We start from the raw sequence: 16148 nt of genomic DNA, 5'->3' as shown, positions 1-16148 counted from the left end.
CCGAACAGGGTTCAGCCTTTCGTCGAACGAAAGGAACACTCATGCCCGTAACCGGAATCGGCGGCTTCTTCTTCCGCGCCCAGGACCCGCAGGCGCTTTCGGCCTGGTATCTGAAGCACCTGGGCGTCGGCGCGCCAGAGGGGCAGTTCCTGTGGGATCAGCAGGCGGGACCGACCGTCTTTTCGCCGTTCAAGGAAACGACCGACTATTTTCCCCAGGACAAACGCTGGATGCTGAACCTGCGCGTCGAAGGCCTGGACGCCCTGCTCGCCTCTCTGAAGGCCGCTGGCGTAGAGGTCGTCACCAAGGACGAGTGGGACGCCAGCCCCGAGGTCGGACGCTTCGCCCGCATCCACGACCCCGAGGGCAATCCCATCGAACTGTGGGAGCCGCCGGCCGGCGCCTAGCCCTCGATCTCGACGACCTCGACCCGCGATCCGCTCAGCACCAGGGCGATCTCGCCCCGCTTCAGCTTCAGCGCGTCCTCCCCGAAGATCTCGCGCCGCCAGCCCTTCAACGCATCCACATCGGCGTCGTCGGTGACGGCGATCTTTTCCAGATCGGACACGGTGGCGATCAGTTTGGACGCCACCCCGGCGTTGTCGCTCTTGGCCTTCAGCAGCACCTTCAGCAGCTCCACCACCGACGGCGGCGCAGGCTGGCGATGGGCCGGCCGCTCCATCTCGGGCGCATGGGATTCGGGATCGGCCAGGACGCGCTTCAGCTCCTCTGCCAGCTCCAGGCCCAGGCGCGATCCGCCGAAGCCCTTGGGCACCGAACGCAGACGGTTGAAGGCCTCGGGATCGGTGGGGGTCTGTTGCGCGACCTCGTCGATGCCCTCGTCCTTCAGGATGCGGCCGCGCGGCTGGTCGCGCTCCTGGGCGGCGCGCTCGCGCCAGACGGCCACGGCCTTGAAGGCCGCCAGGTATTTGGCCGAGAATTTCTTGGGCTTCAGCCGCTTCCAGGCGTTCTCGGGATTGGTGTCGTACAGGGCCGGATCGATCAGGCTCTCCATCTCCGACATCACCCAGTCCAGCCGGCCTTCCTTCTTCAGCCGGTCGCGCAGCTTGGGATACAGGGCCGCCAGATGGGTCACGTCGCCCAGGGCGTAGACCAGCTGGCTGTCCGACAGCGGGCGTCGCGCCCAGTCGGTGAAGCGGCTGCCCTTGTCCAGTTCGACGCGCAGCATCTGCCGCACCAGCGAATCATAGGCGACCTGTTCGCCGAACCCGGCCGCCATGGCCGCCACCTGGGTGTCGAACATCGGCCTGGGCATGGCGCCCAGACGCACGAAGATTTCGACGTCCTGGCGGCAGGCGTGGAAGACCTTGATGATCTTCGGATCGCGCAACAGGTCCAGGAAGGGCTCCAGGTCCAGGCCTTCCGCCATAGGATCGATGATCCCGGCGTGATCGGCGGACGCGGCCTGGATCAGGCACAGCCTGGGCCAGTAGGTCGTTTCCCGCATGAACTCGGTGTCGACCGTGATGAACGGGGCGGTGGCGAGGCGGGCGCAAAAATCGGCCAGCGCCTCATTGGTGGTGATCGGCGTCATTCCGATGCTATAGCCCCCCGCAACCCACCTGTGGCAAGAGCCGCGCTGCATTTCCGCCCCGATTCCAGGCCCGAACACCATGAGCGACACCCAAAAGCCTCTCGAAAACGGCCTGACCTACGCCGATGCGGGCGTGGACATCGACGCAGGCGAGATGCTGGTCGAACACATCAAGCCCCTGGCCAAGTCCACGGCGCGCCCCGGTTCGGAGCCGTCGCTGGGGGGTTTCGGCGCCCTGTTCGACCTGAAGGCCGCCGGATTTGAAGATCCGCTGATCGTCACCACCACCGACGGCGTCGGCACCAAGCTGAAGATCGCCATCGAAACCGGCCGGCATGACGGGGTCGGCATCGACCTGGTCGCCATGTGCGTCAACGACCTGTTGGCCCAGGGCGCCGAGCCGCTGCTGTTCCTCGACTATTACGCCACCGGCCGGCTTGAAATCGACGCCGCCCGCCGCGTGGTGGCCGGCATCGCCGAGGGCTGCCGCCAGGCCGGCTGCGCCCTGGTCGGCGGCGAGACCGCCGAAATGCCGGGCATGTACACCGACGGCGACTACGACCTGGCCGGCTTCAGCCTGGGCGCGGTCGAGCGCGGCCACGCCCTGCCGTACCTGGAACGCCAGGCGGCCGGCGACATCATCATTGGCCTGGGCTCGACCGGTCCGCACTCGAACGGCTATTCGCTGGTCCGCAAAGTGGTCGAGAAGTCCGGCCTGGCCTGGGGCGACGACGCCCCCTTCGCCAAGGACCGGTCCCTGGCCCAGGCCCTGATGGAGCCGACCCGCATCTATGTGAAGCCGGTCCTGCCCCTGATGAAGGCGGGCCTGATCAAGGGCGCGGCCCACATCACCGGCGGCGGCCTGATCGAGAACCCGCCCCGCTGCATCGCCGAGGGGCTGAAGGCTTCATTCGACTGGAACAGCTGGCCCATGCCCCACGTCTTCCAGTGGCTGGCCGAAATCGGCGGCATCAGCGACCACGAGATGCGCCGCACCTTCAACTGCGGCGTCGGCTTCATCCTGATCGTCTCGCCCGAAAACGCCGAGCCGGTGCTGGCCGCCCTGCTCAACGCGGGCGAGGTCGCCTTCGTCTGCGGACAGCTGGAAGCGGCCTGATCCTTCGACGCGCCGGTTTCGCATGAAACAGGGGCCGGAGGCGGCGACGCCTCCGGCCCTCTTGCGTATCAGCGCGCCCCGCCGTTCGCCGTTTCGCTGTAGAAACGCGACAGGTCGGCGTGCAGCTTCACCAGGGCGTCGTGGCTCAGGTACATCATGTGCCCGCCTTCATAATAGGTGAACTCCAGGTTCGGCCTCAGGCTGGGCTCCAGCATCATCTGGGCCAGGTCGAACTCGGTCGAGAAGAAGGGGGTGGCGGCGTCGTAATAGCCGTTCAGCGCCATCACCTTCAGATACGGATTGCGCCGCATCGCCGTGGCCAGATCGACCGCCGTATTCGGTGTCGTCTGCGGCCCGCCGACCGGCGGACGGTGGTTCCAGTTCCAGTTGAAGCCCGGCAGGCCCCGCGCCGACATCCGGTATTCGACGTCGGTGTCGTACTTCAGCTCATTGGCCACATAGTCGCGGAAAATGCCGAAATAGGCCCCCGTCACGGCCGAGCTGGACGGATCGTCCTCGGGCGAGTCGCCTGAGGCGTCGTCGTCCAGACCCAGATAGCGGGTGTCCAGTCGCCCGATGGTCTGGCGCCGGTCACGCAACAGCTCCTTGCGGAAGCTGCTCAGCTCGACCCGCAGATTGGCGTTGTCGATGAAATTGGGCGACAGGCCGGTCAGTTCGCTCATCTGACGCACGATGTCGGCGCGCTCGGCGTCCGAGATCATATGCCCCTTGGCCAGGGCCGAGGCGTAGGGCCCAAGCGCGAAGTCACGCGCCCGCTGCACCTGTTCCTCCACCGTCGCCGCCGGATGGGCCAGCTTGCGGTGATACCAGGCCGTCGCCGCATAGGTCGGCAGCAGGGTGACGAAATTCTGCGGATAGCCCGGCTGACGCACGCCGTAGTTCATGATCGACGACAACAGCACCACCCCGTTCAGCGACATGCCCCGGTCTTCCAGCTGGAAGGCCACGGCGCCGGTGCGCAGGGTGCCGTAGGATTCGCCGATGATGTATTTCGGGCTGGACCAGCGGCTGAACTTGGTCGTGTAGCGCATGATGGCGCGGGCGAAGGCGTCTGCGTCCTGATCCACGCCCCAGAAGGCCGAACCCGCCGTCTCGCCCAGCGGCCGCGAGAAGCCCGCCCCCACCATGTCGATGAAGACCAGATCCGTCTGGTCCAGCAGGGTCATATCGTTGGGACCAAAGGCGAAGGGCGCGGGCCGCACCACCGTCGGCTCGTCGGTCTGGACCCGCATCGGCCCGAACGAGCCCATGTGCAGCCACACCGTCGGCGAGCCCGGCCCGCCGTTGTACAGATAGGTCACCGGCCGCGTCCCGACCGGCTGACCGTCCAACGTATAGGCGGTATAGAACAGGCTGGCCGTCGGCATGCCCGCGTCGTCGCGGATCGTCAGCGTCCCCGCCGTCGCGTGATACCGCAGGGTCTTGCCATGGGCGTTGACCGAATGGGCCGTCGTGACCTCGGCCTCCTTGACCGGCGCGCGCGCCCAGTCCTTTTCGATGGCGTCGGCGTTGGCGTTGCGGAACCGGTCGGTCGCCGAGCGCATCGCGCCGCCGCCGCTGGCGCCGCTGTTCGAACCGCTCTCCTGAGCGAAGGACGCTGCGGGCGCGCCCAGCATCGCAGCCATGGCCGCGAGGCAGATCAGTCTCTTCATGCGATAATCCCCTGTACCCGCCGCCCCTCAGGACCCCTCGTCGGATCGGCGACGTTACACGGTAACGTCCGAACACGGCGGACAACAAGAGCGGATCGCGTTTGATCCTTGCCAAGCGTCGCCCGCCCCGCCATGGGGGCGGCCATGTCGTCCCGAGCCGTTTCTCCCGTCCGCGTCGCCGTCCTGATCTCCGGGACCGGCTCCAACATGGCCGCCCTGATCGACGCCGGTCAGGCCGCTGACAGCGGCTATGAGGTCGCCCTGGTCCTGTCCAACATCGAAGACGCGGGCGGTCTGGCCATCGCCTCGGCCAAGGGCGTCGCGACCGTCTCCATCCCCCACAAGCCGTTCGGCAAGGACCGCGAGGCCCATGAGCGGGCGGTTGACGAGGCCCTGCGCGCGGCCGGCGTCGAGGTGGTCGCCCTGGCCGGCTATATGCGGATCCTGACGCCGTGGCTGGTGCGCGCATGGAACGGCCGGATGCTGAACATCCACCCCAGCCTCCTGCCCCTCTATCCCGGCCTCGACACCCACGCCCGCGCCATTGCCGGCGGTGACGCCGAGGCCGGCTGCACCGTTCATCTGGTCACCGAAGGCGTGGACGAAGGTCCGATCCTGGGCCAGGCCCGCGTGCCGGTCCTGGGCGACGACACGCCCGCCGCCCTGGCCGAGCGGGTGAAGACGGCGGAACATGGATTGTATCCGCAGGTGCTGGCGAGCTTCTGCAAGGGTTTGGCGCGGGCCTGAACCTCTCCATGCTGCGCCGTCAGGCCCGGTCCGAAGGCGCATAATCCGGCGTCAGGTACCGGGTCAGCATCAGGGCGGTTTCCGCGATAAGCCGCACGCGTTTGTCGGGCGTCAGGGCGCAGGCCTGAACCACCAGGGCATGCGCCGCTTCGACCACTGTGGTGGCGTGCCATTCGCGGTCCTGAGGCAGGACATGCCGTGCGCGGAGCGCCAGCAAGCGATCGACGACGACCCGGGTGTGATCGAGCAATGCGGTGCTTTCGGGACTGCTGGAGCCGCGCACGGCCCGATAGACGTGTTGATAGGCGGGATGGGCCTGATGAAAGTCCGTCAGCGCATGCAGGACCCATTCGACCGCCTGACGCAGGGGCCAAACCGCAATGCCCGCCTGCTCCTGACGGCTCAGAATCTGTTCCGTCTCGTGCACATAGCGCACCGCCAGCATCTCGATGATCGCGCGCTTGTGGGGGAAGAAGCGATACAGCACCCCGACCGACGTACTGGCCCGCGCAGCGATCATATTGGTCGTGGCGTTGTCCACGCCCATTTCGCCGATCACTTCGGCGGCGGCGTCGAGGATCTGCTCAACCCGCCGACGGCCGCGATCCTGGACCGGCGGCCGCCGCACTGGCCCGCTTCCGGTGGGCCCGGGACCGTCCTGAGCATCCGTCGGGTTGGCGGCCATGAGTCTCCCTGTGACTTGGACTTCGCCCGGCCTCATTCGGCGACGACGGAGCGAAGGGCTTCGTCAACTACCAGCCTTGTCAAATGAGAGCAAATACTCCAGTTCTTGAATACTGCGGACACGGATGGACTCTCATGAGCAGGATTGGCGGCAAGACGGTTCTGATCACCGGCGGGGCGTCCGGGATCGGCGCGCTGATGGCGCGGAGGTTCGTCGCTGAGGGCGCCGCGCATCTGGTTCTCTGGGATATCCAGGCGGAGGCCATGGAGCGACTGGCCCACGACTTGGCCGGGGGCGGCGTCGCCGTGTCGACCTATCTGGTCGATCTGGCCGACCCCGAACGTATCCGCGCCACGGTTCAAGAGATGAACGAGGCCGGGATCAAGGTGGACATGCTGGTGAACAACGCCGGCGTGGTGACCGGTCGGCCCTTCGTCGCCCACAGCCCCGACGACATCGCGCGAACCATGGATGTGAACGCGCTGGCGCCGATGTATGTGGCGCACGCCGTCCTGCCCGGCATGATCGCCCGCGGCGGCGGCCATATCGTCAACATCGCCTCCGCAGCCGGCCTGGTTTCCAACCCCAAAATGTCGGTCTACTGCGCCAGCAAATGGGCCGTGATCGGCTGGTCCGATTCCCTGCGCATCGAAATGGAGCAAGAGGCGACCGGCGTGAAGGTCACGACCGTCATGCCCTATTACATCGACACCGGCATGTTCCAGGGCGTGCGTTCGCCCGTCATCCCCATCCTCAGACCCGACAAGGTCGTCGATCGGATCGTCGCGGCGATCAAGACGGACAGGATCGTTCTGCGACTGCCGTGGATCGTGAACCTTTTGCCCTTGGTCCGCGGTCTTCTGCCGGTACGATGGTTCGACCTGATCGGCGGGCGCTGGCTGGGCGTCTATCATTCGATGGACGACTTCCAGGGAAGGCGATGAGGTTCAGGCGTGAGCCGCTGACCGCATCCACCGGGAACCGCCTCACGCCGGATTACGAAAACTTCATGCGACAGGCCGCCGCACCGGCGCAAAGGTGCGGCCGACAAAAATCGGGACCCTATCCTTCATGAATCGTATTCGCCTTATGGCCGCCTGCTCGGCCTGTATCGTCGTCGCCCTGACCGGCGGCGCCTCGGCCCAGGACCACTCGCACGGCGCGCACGGCGCCCCCGCCCCCTTCGGCGCCTGGGGCTTTGACCTCGCCGGCCGCGACACCAGCGTCAAGCCGGGCGACGACTTCAACGAATACGCCAACGGAACCTATCTCCGCACCACCGAGATCCCCGCCGACAAGGCCCGGTTCGGTCCCTTCGACGTCCTCTATGAGAACGCCCAGTCCCAGCTGAAGTCGATCATCGAGACCAGCGCCGCCAATCCGGTCAACGCCAACGCCCAGAAGGTCGGCGCCCTCTACGCCAGCTTCATGGACGAGGCGCGCGTCGAACAACTGGGCGCCGCGCCCATGGCCGCCGACCTCGCCGCCGTGAAGGCGATTACCGACCACGCCGCCATGGCCCGCCTGATGGGCGCCAGCCATTCCGGCTTCGGCGGCTCCCTGTTCGGCGTCGCGGTCTTCGAGGACCTGCAGAACCCGAACATCAACTCGGCCTATCTGGCCCAGGGCGGCCTCGGCCTGCCCGACCGCGACTATTATCTGAAGCCGGACTTCGCCGCCCAGCGCGAGGCCTATCTGGCCTATCTGACCCAGACCCTGACCGCCATCGGCTGGACCAATCCGGCCCAGAGCGCCGCCGACATCCTGGCCTTCGAGACCAAGGTCGCCGAGAAACACTGGACCACGGTCGAGCGTCGCCAGATCGACAAGCTCTACAACCCCAGCAAGGTCGCCGACCTGGCGACCCTGGCCCCCGGCTTCGACTGGACCGCCTTCCTCGACGGCGCCCAGGTCGGGAACCTCGACACCCTGATCCTGATGGAGAACACGGCCTTCCCGGGCATCGCCCAGGTCTTCGCCGAGACGCCGATCGAGACCCTGAAGGCGTGGGAGGCGACCCAGATCGTCGATCAGGCCAGCCCCTATCTGTCCAAGGCCTTCGTCGACGCCCGCTTCGAGTTCCGCGGCAAGACCCTGCGCGGCCAGCCCGAGAACCGTCCGCGCTGGAACCGCGGCGTGGCCCTGGTCGACGGCCAGTTGGGCGAGGTCCTGGCCCAGGAATATGTCCGCCTGCACTTCCCCGCCTCGTCCAAGGCCCAGATGGAGACCCTGGTCGACAACATCCGCGCCGCCATGACCGAACGGCTGAAGACCCTGGACTGGATGAGCGAGGCGACCCGCGAACAGGCCCTCTACAAGATGTCGAAGTTCGGGGTGAAGATCGGCTATCCCGACAAGTGGCGGTCGTATGACGGTCTCGAACTGACCGCCGGCGACCTGTACGGCAATGTCGAACGCTCCTCGGCGTTCGAGTGGGCGTATCAGCGCGGCAAGATCGGCAAGCCGGTCGATCCGCTGGAATGGGGCATGACGCCCCAGACGGTGAACGCCTATTACAACCCGCCGCGTAACGAGATCGTCTTCCCGGCGGCCATCCTGCAGGCGCCCTTCTTCGATCCGAACGCGGACCCGGCCGTCAACTACGGCGGCATCGGCGCGGTCATCGGCCACGAGATCACCCACGGCTTCGACGACCAGGGCCGCAAGTCCGACGGCGACGGCGTGCTGCGCGACTGGTGGACGCCGGAAGACGCCGCCCGGTTCGAGGCGCGCGCCAAGGTTCTGGGCGACATCTACAATAGCCTGGAGCCCCTGCCCGGCGTCCACGTCAACGGCGATCTGACCATGGGCGAGAACATCGCCGACCTGGGCGGCCTGCTGCTGGCGCTCGACGCCTACCACAAGTCGCTGAACGGCCAGCCGGCTCCGGTGATCGACGGCCTGTCCGGCGACCAGCGCGTCTTCCTGGGTTGGGCCCAGGTCTGGCGCGAGAAGTCGCGCGAGGCGGCGCTGAAGGAGCAACTGACCACGGACCCGCACTCGCCGGGCTCGGTCCGCGCAGCCACCTCGCCGCGCAACATCGACGCCTGGTACGCGGCCTTCGGCGTCTCGCCGGACCAGAAGGCCTACATCGCCCCCGAGGCCCGCGCCCGCATCTGGTAAGCGGTCACGCAGCCCGAACGAAAAAGGCCCGGAGCATCGCTCCGGGCCTTCTCTTTTCAGCGCGGGGCCGAAGCTCTTACTTCGGCGTGGTCGCCGCGCCGGCGACGGCGCCGATCGCAGCGCCCGCGACGGTCGAGCCGGTGTTGCCGCCGACCACCTGCCCGGCGACGGCGCCGCCCAGGGCGCCGGTGGCGGCGCGTTGTTCCATGGTCTGGCCACAGGCGGCCAGCAGGGCCACGGCGCCGATGACGGGGGTCAGTTTCAGGATGGTCTTCATGGGTCTGCTCCGGGAGGGGACGATACGAGACTGACCCAACGAAAAGGCCCGCGTCCGGTTCCGGACGCGGGCCTTTGTCTCTTCGCGCTACGCTCGGGACGCGGTCCCTCGCGGCTTGAGCGCCTTAGCCGACGATCTGGTCGTCGGTGAAGAACTGGGCGATCTCGATCTTGGCGTTGTCCTGGCTGTCCGAACCGTGGACCGAATTCTCGCCGATCGACAGGGCGAACAGCTTGCGGATCGTGCCTTCGGCGGCCTGTTCCGGGTTGGTGGCGCCCATGATTTCACGATAGGCGGCGACGGCGTTCTCGCCTTCCAGCACCTGGACGACCACCGGCTCGGCGGTCATCTGCTCGACCAGCTCGCCGTAGAACGGACGCTCGGCGTGGACTTCGTAGAACTTCTTGGCCTGGTCGGTCGACAGCTTGACGCGACGCTGGGCCACGATGCGCAGGCCGGCGCCTTCGATCACGGCGTTGATCGCGCCGGTCAGATTGCGGCGGGTCGCGTCGGGCTTGATGATCGAGAAGGTGCGTTCGGTCATGGGAGTTGACTTCTTGTTAGGGAGACTAAGGGTCGCGGGCTTATAGCGACGCCCCGCCCCCGCGCCAAGCCCGTCTTATCAGCAGGCGATGGCGCGGACGTGACCGGCGGCGGCGTAGTCGAGGATGGCGCGGTCGCGGGTGATCAACGGTACGTCAAGTTCGCGAGCGATAGCGATCATCAGTCGATCCGCTGGATCGCCGTGGATCGGCTCCGGGAGGTTCCACGCGGCAAACGCGATCTGGTGGTTCATCGGAGCCATCCAGACGCCCGGCGCGCTCAGGACATTGTCGAACCATGTCGCGGCGTCGGGTTGAAACAGTCGTCCCGTCGGGCTTTGCCGATTTCGCGCCAGCAGACCGATCTCCCAAGCGGAGACCACCGACACGAGGATTCCGTCTTCGGCCTGCGCGGCCTGTATCGCGGCACGGGCCTCAGGTCGCAAATCGCGATCCAGTTGCGCCCGAATGATCGCGTTGGTGTCCAACAGTATCGCCGCTTTGGACTGCCCCGCCTTGGACAGAGCCCCCAGCCCTCGCCCCACGGCCCTTGTCGGCTTCAAGCTCAACGCAGACCGCTCATCGGATCACAGACGCCATCCACTTCGGGGTCATAGATTGGACCATCGATGTCCAGATCGTCCGGCAGATCGACGCTTCCAGCCTGCCAGCCGATGAAGTCGCCTCTATCCTCTGGCGCAGAGGAACCGGCGACCACCGCCACCTCCTTGCCGCGTTTGGTGATGCGAACCCTGCGAATCTCGCCCGAGTTCACGCGATCCAGCAGGTCCAGGCACTTGGCCTTGAACTCCGTGGCCGTTATGACGACCTCGCCGCTTACAAGATCATACGTCATGACTGGTCATATAGAGATGACCGGTCAGAAAGTCCATTGCGCCTCCCATGCTCCAGATCACCGACCTGACCTTCAACGCCTGGGGCCGCAAATTCCTCGTGGACGCCTCCGTCAGCCTGCCGCCGGGCGCCAAGGTCGGCCTGGTGGGCCGCAACGGCATCGGCAAGTCCACCCTGTTCAAGCTGATCCTGGGCGAGTTGAACGCCAACGGCGACGAGATCAGCCTGCCGAAGACCGCCCGCATCGGCTCGGTCGATCAGGAACACCCGGCCACCCCCGTCAGCGTCATCGACACCATCCTTGAGGCCGACGTCGAACGCCACACCCTGCTGGGCCGACTGGAAACGGCGCCGCCCGAGGAGATGGGCGAGATCTGGGCCCGCCTGATCGAGATCGACGCCGATGCAGCCCCTGCCCGCGCCGCCGAAATCCTGGTCGGCCTGGGTTTCGACCAGGAGAACCAGGCCCGGCCCATGTCCGAGTTCTCGGGCGGCTGGCGCATGCGCGTCGCCCTGGCCGCCGCCCTGTTCGCCGAGCCGGACATGCTGCTGCTGGACGAACCGACCAACTACCTCGACCTGGAAGGCGCCCTGTGGCTTGAGGCGCGGCTGAAGAAATACCCGCACACGGCCCTGATCATCTCCCACGACCGCGAGATGCTGAACGAGGTCTGCACCCATATCCTGCACCTCGCGAACCACACCCTGACCCTCTACACCGGCAACTACGACGCCTTCGAAAAGGCCCGCGCCGAGAAGGCCCGACTGCAACTGTCGGCCAAGGCCAAGCAGGACGCCGAACGCGCCCACCTCCAGGCCTTCGTCGACCGGTTCAAGGCCAAGGCCTCCAAGGCCGCCCAGGCCCAGTCGCGGATGAAGCGGCTGGAGAAGATGCAGCCCGTGGCCACCACCATCGAGGAGCGCGTCGCCCCCTTCACCCTGCCCTCGCCGCCGCGCCCCCTGGCCCCGCCGCTGATCCGGCTGGAGCGGGCCAATGTCGGCTATGACGTCGGCAAGCCGATCCTGCGCAATCTGAACCTGCGGATGGACCTGGACGACCGTATCGGTCTGCTGGGCGTCAACGGCGCCGGCAAGTCCACCTTCGCCAAGATGATCGCCGGCGCCCTGGACGTGTCCGAGGGCGAACTGCACCGCGACCGCAAGATGCGCGTGGGCTGGTTCCACCAGCATCAGATCGAGGCGATGGACCCCACCGACACGCCGCTGGAGATCATCCGCCGCGCCATGCCGGACGCCCCCGAAAGCGCCCGCCGCTCCAAACTGGCCCAGTTCGGCCTGGGCTATGAAAAGCAGGAGACCACGGTCGACAGCCTGTCGGGCGGCGAGCGCGCCCGCCTGCTGCTGAACATGGTGGCCATGGATGCGCCCCACGTCCTGATCCTTGACGAACCGACCAACCACCTGGACATCGACAGCCGCCGCGCCCTGCTGGACGCCCTGAACGACTATTCCGGCGCCGTCATCCTGATCACCCACGACCGGTCGCTGATGGAGATGGTGGCCGACCGGCTGTGGCTGGCCGCCGACGGCACGGTCAAGCCGTTCGACGGCGACATGGACGACTACGCCAGGTTCGTTCTGGACCGCGCCAAACAGGCCATCGCCAAGCCCAGCCAGATCAAGAAGGAAGAGGCCGCCGCCGCTCCCGCCGCCCAGAACAACAAGGGCAAGAAGAACGACCGCAAATCCGGCCCTTCGCCCTCGACCCTGCGTCACGCAGTCAAGAAGGCCGAAGAGACCATGGCCCGCCTGACCGCCGAGATCGCCCGCATCGACGACGACATGGCCAACGCCGCCGTCAACAACCCCAAGGCCCTGGAAGGCCTGACCCGCGCCCGCGCCAAGACCCAAGCCGACTTGGACGCCGCCGAGGTGGCCTGGGTCGCCGCAGAAGAGGCGCTCGCCGAGGTGGCGTAAACATTGACTTCGACGTGACGCCGCCATCCTATATCGCCGGTATCAGTCGGGGGAATCAGTCATGCTCGCCACGCTTCTCGCCATCCTCAGCACCGTCGCGGCGCCCGCCGATGCGGCGACGCCGCCAACGGCGCGATACGCCTTGGAAGTTTCCGTGGTCAGCGATGGCGTCGAGACGGTCGCCGCCCGCAGCCTGATCCAGGAAGACGGACAGACGGAGATATCGGTATCCGACGGCCAGGAGACCTTCCTGCTGAACGCCGAACTGACGGTTGTCAAAGAAGATGGCGCGGCATCCGAACTCGGCCTCGTCATCAACATCGATCATGGCGATCATTTGAAGTCGGCCCCGACCATGATCTTCCGGCGCGCCGGACAGGCCAGGGTGGAGATCGGCGGTTCGGACTACAGGTTGAGCCTGAACGTCTCGCCCCTCACACCCTGACTACGACACGGCATTCCCCGTCGTTAACTGCTCTTGCAAATCGTTCGCACATAAATAATGTCCCCGCCCAAAAGCGGAGGACGCCCCATGACTCGACCCACCATCCACGCCGGCCTTCTGGCCTCCCTTCTGGCGGTCTGGAGCGCCGGGGCGGCCCAGGCCCACTCCCCCTATCTGCGGCCGAACCTGTTCGACGCAAGCCGACGCGACCATGTGACCGTCGAAGCCAGTTTCACAGAGGATGTCTTCAACGCCGAGGTGGTCATGCGCTCCGACAGCTTCCATGTGGTTGGCCCCAATGGCGACACGCCGATCAGCGCCGTCACCTATCTGCGCGACCTGGCGGTGTTCGAGGCGCCGACCCCGGTGGACGGCCTATATCGCCTGTCGTCCGGTCCCCGCGCCGGCCGCGCGGCCAAGATGTACAACACCCCCTCCGGCTGGAAGATGGTCGGCGAGGAAGACACGCCGCCCCCGCCCGGCGCCGAACTGGTCGATGTCCAGAGCATCACCGTCGCCGAGGTCTATGTGGTGCGCGGCGCCCCCGACGAGGCGGCCCTGAAGCCGACCGGCCAGGGCCTCGAACTCCAGCCCCTGATCCAGCCGAACGAGATCGTCGCCGGCGAGGACGCGACCTTCCGCCTGCTGTTCGACGGCCAGCCCCTGGCCAACGCCCCCGTCACCGTCTTCCGCGAAGCCGGCCAGTACGACAGCAGGAAGATCGAGGCCGAAACCGCCACCGACGCCTCGGGGGTCCTGACCCTGCGCGTCTCGACCCCCGGCGCCTATATGACCCAGGTCCGCCACCGCACCGCCGCACCCGCCGGCAGCCCCACCCCCTACCGCAGCTACACCCACACCCTGACCTTCATCGCCGACGCGGGGTGAGGCGGCGGGGTCGTTTTTGTTCGGAAGCGTCGTTTCTCGCCGAGGCGTTTACTACTCCCTCCTGATCACCGGCTTCAGACGAAAGCTTGGCTATTGCTGGTCGCATCAGCCCATTGCCACGGGTCGAGCGACTATCTACGGTCATGCGCCTGTCGGAAGCAGATTTGGTCATGAATAAATCTATCGGTGTGACCAGCGAGCGCCTTGGGCGCATCGTCGAAGAAGCTGCGAGCGAAGTCTATATATTCGGCGAGCCCGACTTCTACTTTCGACTCGTCAACAGGGGTGCCCGCGACAATCTCGGCTTTAATTCCGAAGAACTCTCACGGCTGACACCTTGGGATCTGAAGCCGAATATCAGTCGTGCCGATTTCCTGAGACTGATCAAACCCCTCCAATCTGGCGAGGTCGACAGACTTGACTTCGACACCCTCCACCAACGCAAGGACGGCAGCACATACAATGTGTCCGTCAAGCTTCAACTCTTTGACGACGGCGATGACGCGGTCTTCTATGCCGCCATCAAGGATACGACGGATTATCGACGTGTTGAGGCCGCGCTGCGAGAAACAGCCACCCGACTTGATGTCATATTGAGCAACACGACCATGGCCGTCTTCCTCATGGATGAACGACAGCACTGTGTATTCATGAACAAGGCGGCGGAGAAACTTACGGGCTATGCTTTCGAGGAAACGACCGGACGCCCCCTCCATGACGTGATTCATCACACCTATCCCGACGGCTCGCCCTTCCCTCTCTCGGAGTGCGCCATCGACCGCGCCTTTCCGGAACAGGCCGGGACGCAGGGCGAGGAGGTTTTTGTTCATAAGGACGGCTCCTTCTACCCTGTCGCCTTCACGGCCAGCCCGATCTACGACAGCGAGGCGAAGGTCATCGGCACCGTCATCGAAGCGCGCGACATCAGTGAGGAGAGGCGCAGCGAGGAGGCCCGCCAGCTGCTGATGAACGAGGTCGATCACAGGGCGCGCAATGTTCTCTCGATCGTCCAGTCGCTCACGCGACTGACCCGCGCCGACGATGTCGCGACCTACAAGGAGGTCCTCGCTGGGCGGATCGGCGCCCTCGCGCGCGCGCAGACCTCCCTGGCCAGTCGGCGTTGGGAAGGCGGGCGGCTGGAGGATGTGGTGAGGGAAGAGCTGGAAGCCCTTTGCCCCAGGGACACCGTGGACACCCACGGCCCCGAGATCGGTCTTTCGCCGCACCAGGTCCAGCCCCTCAGCATGCTGCTCCACGAACTGGCGACCAACGCCAACAAATACGGAGCCTGCAGCAATGGCGGCGGCCGTGTCTCTGTGACCTGGACGCTGAAGGAGGGTCAGGTGACGCTCCAGTGGCGCGAAACCGGCGGCCCGACGGTTGTTCCGCCGACCCGAGAAGGCTTCGGATCCTCCCTGAAGGCCAGAGTGGTCCGTCAGCTGGGCGGCGCCCTGACTCGAGAGTGGGCGCCGGACGGGCTCATCGTCGAAGTCGCCTTCCCGCTCGACCCGCTGCAAACGCCGGCCTGAACGCAAACCTTCCGGTCGCGAGCGGAGGCGGTCCGACAGCCCCCTCGACGAATACAGGCCTGTGGAACCCTGTCCGCTTTCCGGACCACACCCCGGGTCACCGTTCGACCGAGGCTGGGTGAAAACGCGACGGATCAGCTAGACTCCTGACGCGCAGCGGGAGGTGAGCATGAGCCGCTTCCGGCTTGCTGCGTGCCGGTAGCTTGATAGGTTGACGGCGCAGAGCGCGAGACGGAACGATGAGGCGCAGGTTGGTGATCGTGTCTGGAGCGCCAGGCGCCGGTAAAACGACCCTTGCGGTCCCGCTCGCGGCTTATCTCCACTATCCGCTGTTCTCCAAGGATTTTATCAAGGAGACCTTGGTGGATGTTCTGGGCGACGACGCCGGATCGTTGGACGCTTCCAGGCGATTGGGCAGCGCGGCCATGGAGCTTTTATGGTCGCTGGCGACGAGGACGCCGTTCGCAGTTTTGGAGGCGAATTTCCGTCCTCATAGCGACTATGAATTGGGGAAACTTCGGTCCCTTAAAGCCGACATTGTGGAAATCCATTGTGATTGCGGGCCGGCTGAAACGGCCAGGAGGTTTGCTGCACGGGCTGCGACTTCCACCCATCACGCTGGCGCTCACCCCCTACGCGCTCTGCCGCCGGCTATGTTGGCCGAATATGACCGGCCCATAGGTGTGGGGGCCACCATAGCCGTGGACACAACCAAACCGATCGATATTCCCGCCCTCGCTTTGGACGTATGCGACCGCTGGGCTTTGTAAAGAC

General features: G+C 66.0%; 17 protein-coding genes. 10 read left to right on the top strand and 7 right to left on the bottom strand.

Annotation, left to right across the window (positions count from 1 at the left end; translation table 11 throughout):
- Positions 1-41: 41 nt before the first annotated feature.
- Entirely contained in the window at positions 42-407 is a 366-nt protein-coding gene (locus tag ACW18C_RS06920) for a VOC family protein (RefSeq protein WP_492073647.1), read from the top strand.
- On the opposite strand, the gene rnd is transcribed toward ACW18C_RS06920, so the two are convergent.
- On the bottom strand, positions 404-1555 hold the full coding sequence (gene rnd, locus ACW18C_RS06915; protein WP_008262460.1) for a ribonuclease D: 1152 nt from the start codon (positions 1553-1555) through the stop codon (positions 404-406). The genes ACW18C_RS06920 and rnd overlap by 4 nt on opposite strands.
- 79 nt (positions 1556-1634) lie before the next feature.
- On the opposite strand from rnd, the gene purM reads away from it, so the two are divergent.
- A complete protein-coding gene (gene purM, locus ACW18C_RS06910; RefSeq protein ID WP_492073645.1) occupies positions 1635-2672 on the top strand; it encodes a phosphoribosylformylglycinamidine cyclo-ligase in 1038 nt (345 codons plus the stop codon).
- 68 nt (positions 2673-2740) lie between these two features.
- On the opposite strand, the gene ACW18C_RS06905 is transcribed toward purM, so the two are convergent.
- The gene (locus ACW18C_RS06905) at positions 2741-4345 is read right to left on the bottom strand and encodes a S10 family peptidase (protein WP_426025185.1); all 1605 of its coding nucleotides are present in this window, start codon (positions 4343-4345) and stop codon (positions 2741-2743) included.
- Positions 4346-4489: 144 nt separating this feature from the next.
- Between ACW18C_RS06905 and purN the strand changes: the two genes are divergently transcribed.
- Positions 4490-5092, top strand: coding sequence for a phosphoribosylglycinamide formyltransferase (purN, locus tag ACW18C_RS06900; protein WP_492073643.1), 603 nt, complete (start codon positions 4490-4492; stop codon positions 5090-5092).
- A gap of 19 nt (positions 5093-5111) precedes the next feature.
- Here purN and ACW18C_RS06895 read toward each other — a convergent pair whose 3' ends face one another.
- On the bottom strand, positions 5112-5720 hold the full coding sequence (locus ACW18C_RS06895; RefSeq protein ID WP_492073641.1) for a TetR/AcrR family transcriptional regulator: 609 nt from the start codon (positions 5718-5720) through the stop codon (positions 5112-5114).
- 191 nt (positions 5721-5911) lie between these two features.
- Here ACW18C_RS06895 and ACW18C_RS06890 point away from each other — a divergent pair, with 191 nt between their 5' ends.
- Both ACW18C_RS06890 and ACW18C_RS06885 read left to right on the top strand, forming a co-directional pair.
- Positions 5912-6721 (top strand): SDR family oxidoreductase, encoded by an 810-nt coding sequence (locus ACW18C_RS06890; protein ID WP_492073639.1) that lies wholly within the window; start codon positions 5912-5914, stop codon positions 6719-6721.
- A gap of 127 nt (positions 6722-6848) precedes the next feature.
- Complete coding sequence (locus ACW18C_RS06885) at positions 6849-8900, top strand: M13 family metallopeptidase (RefSeq protein ID WP_492073638.1); 2052 nt, start codon at positions 6849-6851, stop codon at positions 8898-8900.
- A gap of 76 nt (positions 8901-8976) precedes the next feature.
- On the opposite strand, the gene ACW18C_RS06880 is transcribed toward ACW18C_RS06885, so the two are convergent.
- From ACW18C_RS06880 to ACW18C_RS06865, 4 genes are all read right to left on the bottom strand, one after another.
- The gene (locus ACW18C_RS06880; RefSeq protein ID WP_054766136.1) at positions 8977-9177 is read right to left on the bottom strand and encodes a YMGG-like glycine zipper-containing protein; all 201 of its coding nucleotides are present in this window, start codon (positions 9175-9177) and stop codon (positions 8977-8979) included.
- Between the two features lie 124 nt (positions 9178-9301).
- A complete protein-coding gene (ndk, locus tag ACW18C_RS06875; RefSeq protein WP_008262562.1) occupies positions 9302-9721 on the bottom strand; it encodes a nucleoside-diphosphate kinase in 420 nt (139 codons plus the stop codon).
- Positions 9722-9799: 78 nt separating this feature from the next.
- Complete coding sequence (locus ACW18C_RS06870; RefSeq protein ID WP_008260634.1) at positions 9800-10207, bottom strand: type II toxin-antitoxin system VapC family toxin; 408 nt, start codon at positions 10205-10207, stop codon at positions 9800-9802.
- Between the two features lie 77 nt (positions 10208-10284).
- Positions 10285-10575: a type II toxin-antitoxin system Phd/YefM family antitoxin gene (locus tag ACW18C_RS06865; protein ID WP_492073636.1), complete on the bottom strand. Its 291-nt coding sequence runs from the start codon at positions 10573-10575 to the stop codon at positions 10285-10287.
- A 47-nt stretch (positions 10576-10622) separates the two neighbouring features.
- Between ACW18C_RS06865 and ACW18C_RS06860 the strand changes: the two genes are divergently transcribed.
- The 5 genes from ACW18C_RS06860 to ACW18C_RS06840 all read left to right on the top strand — a co-directional run bounded on the left by ACW18C_RS06860 (position 10623) and on the right by ACW18C_RS06840 (position 16144).
- The gene (locus ACW18C_RS06860; RefSeq protein ID WP_035307887.1) at positions 10623-12512 is read left to right on the top strand and encodes an ABC-F family ATP-binding cassette domain-containing protein; all 1890 of its coding nucleotides are present in this window, start codon (positions 10623-10625) and stop codon (positions 12510-12512) included.
- Positions 12513-12573: 61 nt separating this feature from the next.
- Positions 12574-12957 carry a hypothetical protein gene (locus tag ACW18C_RS06855; RefSeq protein WP_492073633.1) on the top strand — a complete coding sequence of 128 codons (384 nt, stop codon included), beginning with the start codon at positions 12574-12576 and terminating at the stop codon, positions 12955-12957.
- An 87-nt stretch (positions 12958-13044) separates the two neighbouring features.
- On the top strand, positions 13045-13845 hold the full coding sequence (locus ACW18C_RS06850; RefSeq protein ID WP_492073631.1) for a DUF4198 domain-containing protein: 801 nt from the start codon (positions 13045-13047) through the stop codon (positions 13843-13845).
- A 143-nt stretch (positions 13846-13988) separates the two neighbouring features.
- Positions 13989-15374, top strand: coding sequence for a PAS domain S-box protein (locus ACW18C_RS06845; RefSeq protein ID WP_492073629.1), 1386 nt, complete (start codon positions 13989-13991; stop codon positions 15372-15374).
- Between the two features lie 254 nt (positions 15375-15628).
- Positions 15629-16144: a P-loop nucleotide/nucleoside kinase family protein gene (locus tag ACW18C_RS06840; RefSeq protein WP_492073981.1), complete on the top strand. Its 516-nt coding sequence runs from the start codon at positions 15629-15631 to the stop codon at positions 16142-16144.
- Positions 16145-16148: the final 4 nt, after the last annotated feature.

This window comes from Brevundimonas sp. FV1ye7S (genome assembly GCF_058680995.1).
This window is presented reverse-complemented; position numbering and strand designations above follow the sequence as displayed.

Coding starts and splice junctions, on each gene's coding strand:
- ndk (WP_008262562.1), bottom strand. CDS start 9,721: ATGACCGAACGCACCTTCTCGATCATCAAGCCCGACGCGACCCGCCGC.
- ACW18C_RS06855 (WP_492073633.1), top strand. CDS start 12,574: ATGCTCGCCACGCTTCTCGCCATCCTCAGCACCGTCGCGGCGCCCGCC.
- ACW18C_RS06850 (WP_492073631.1), top strand. CDS start 13,045: ATGACTCGACCCACCATCCACGCCGGCCTTCTGGCCTCCCTTCTGGCG.
- ACW18C_RS06880 (WP_054766136.1), bottom strand. CDS start 9,177: ATGAAGACCATCCTGAAACTGACCCCCGTCATCGGCGCCGTGGCCCTG.
- rnd (WP_008262460.1), bottom strand. CDS start 1,555: ATGACGCCGATCACCACCAATGAGGCGCTGGCCGATTTTTGCGCCCGC.
- purM (WP_492073645.1), top strand. CDS start 1,635: ATGAGCGACACCCAAAAGCCTCTCGAAAACGGCCTGACCTACGCCGAT.
- ACW18C_RS06905 (WP_426025185.1), bottom strand. CDS start 4,345: ATGAAGAGACTGATCTGCCTCGCGGCCATGGCTGCGATGCTGGGCGCG.
- ACW18C_RS06860 (WP_035307887.1), top strand. CDS start 10,623: ATGCTCCAGATCACCGACCTGACCTTCAACGCCTGGGGCCGCAAATTC.
- ACW18C_RS06885 (WP_492073638.1), top strand. CDS start 6,849: ATGAATCGTATTCGCCTTATGGCCGCCTGCTCGGCCTGTATCGTCGTC.
- purN (WP_492073643.1), top strand. CDS start 4,490: ATGTCGTCCCGAGCCGTTTCTCCCGTCCGCGTCGCCGTCCTGATCTCC.
- ACW18C_RS06845 (WP_492073629.1), top strand. CDS start 13,989: ATGCGCCTGTCGGAAGCAGATTTGGTCATGAATAAATCTATCGGTGTG.
- ACW18C_RS06890 (WP_492073639.1), top strand. CDS start 5,912: ATGAGCAGGATTGGCGGCAAGACGGTTCTGATCACCGGCGGGGCGTCC.
- ACW18C_RS06865 (WP_492073636.1), bottom strand. CDS start 10,575: ATGACGTATGATCTTGTAAGCGGCGAGGTCGTCATAACGGCCACGGAG.
- ACW18C_RS06920 (WP_492073647.1), top strand. CDS start 42: ATGCCCGTAACCGGAATCGGCGGCTTCTTCTTCCGCGCCCAGGACCCG.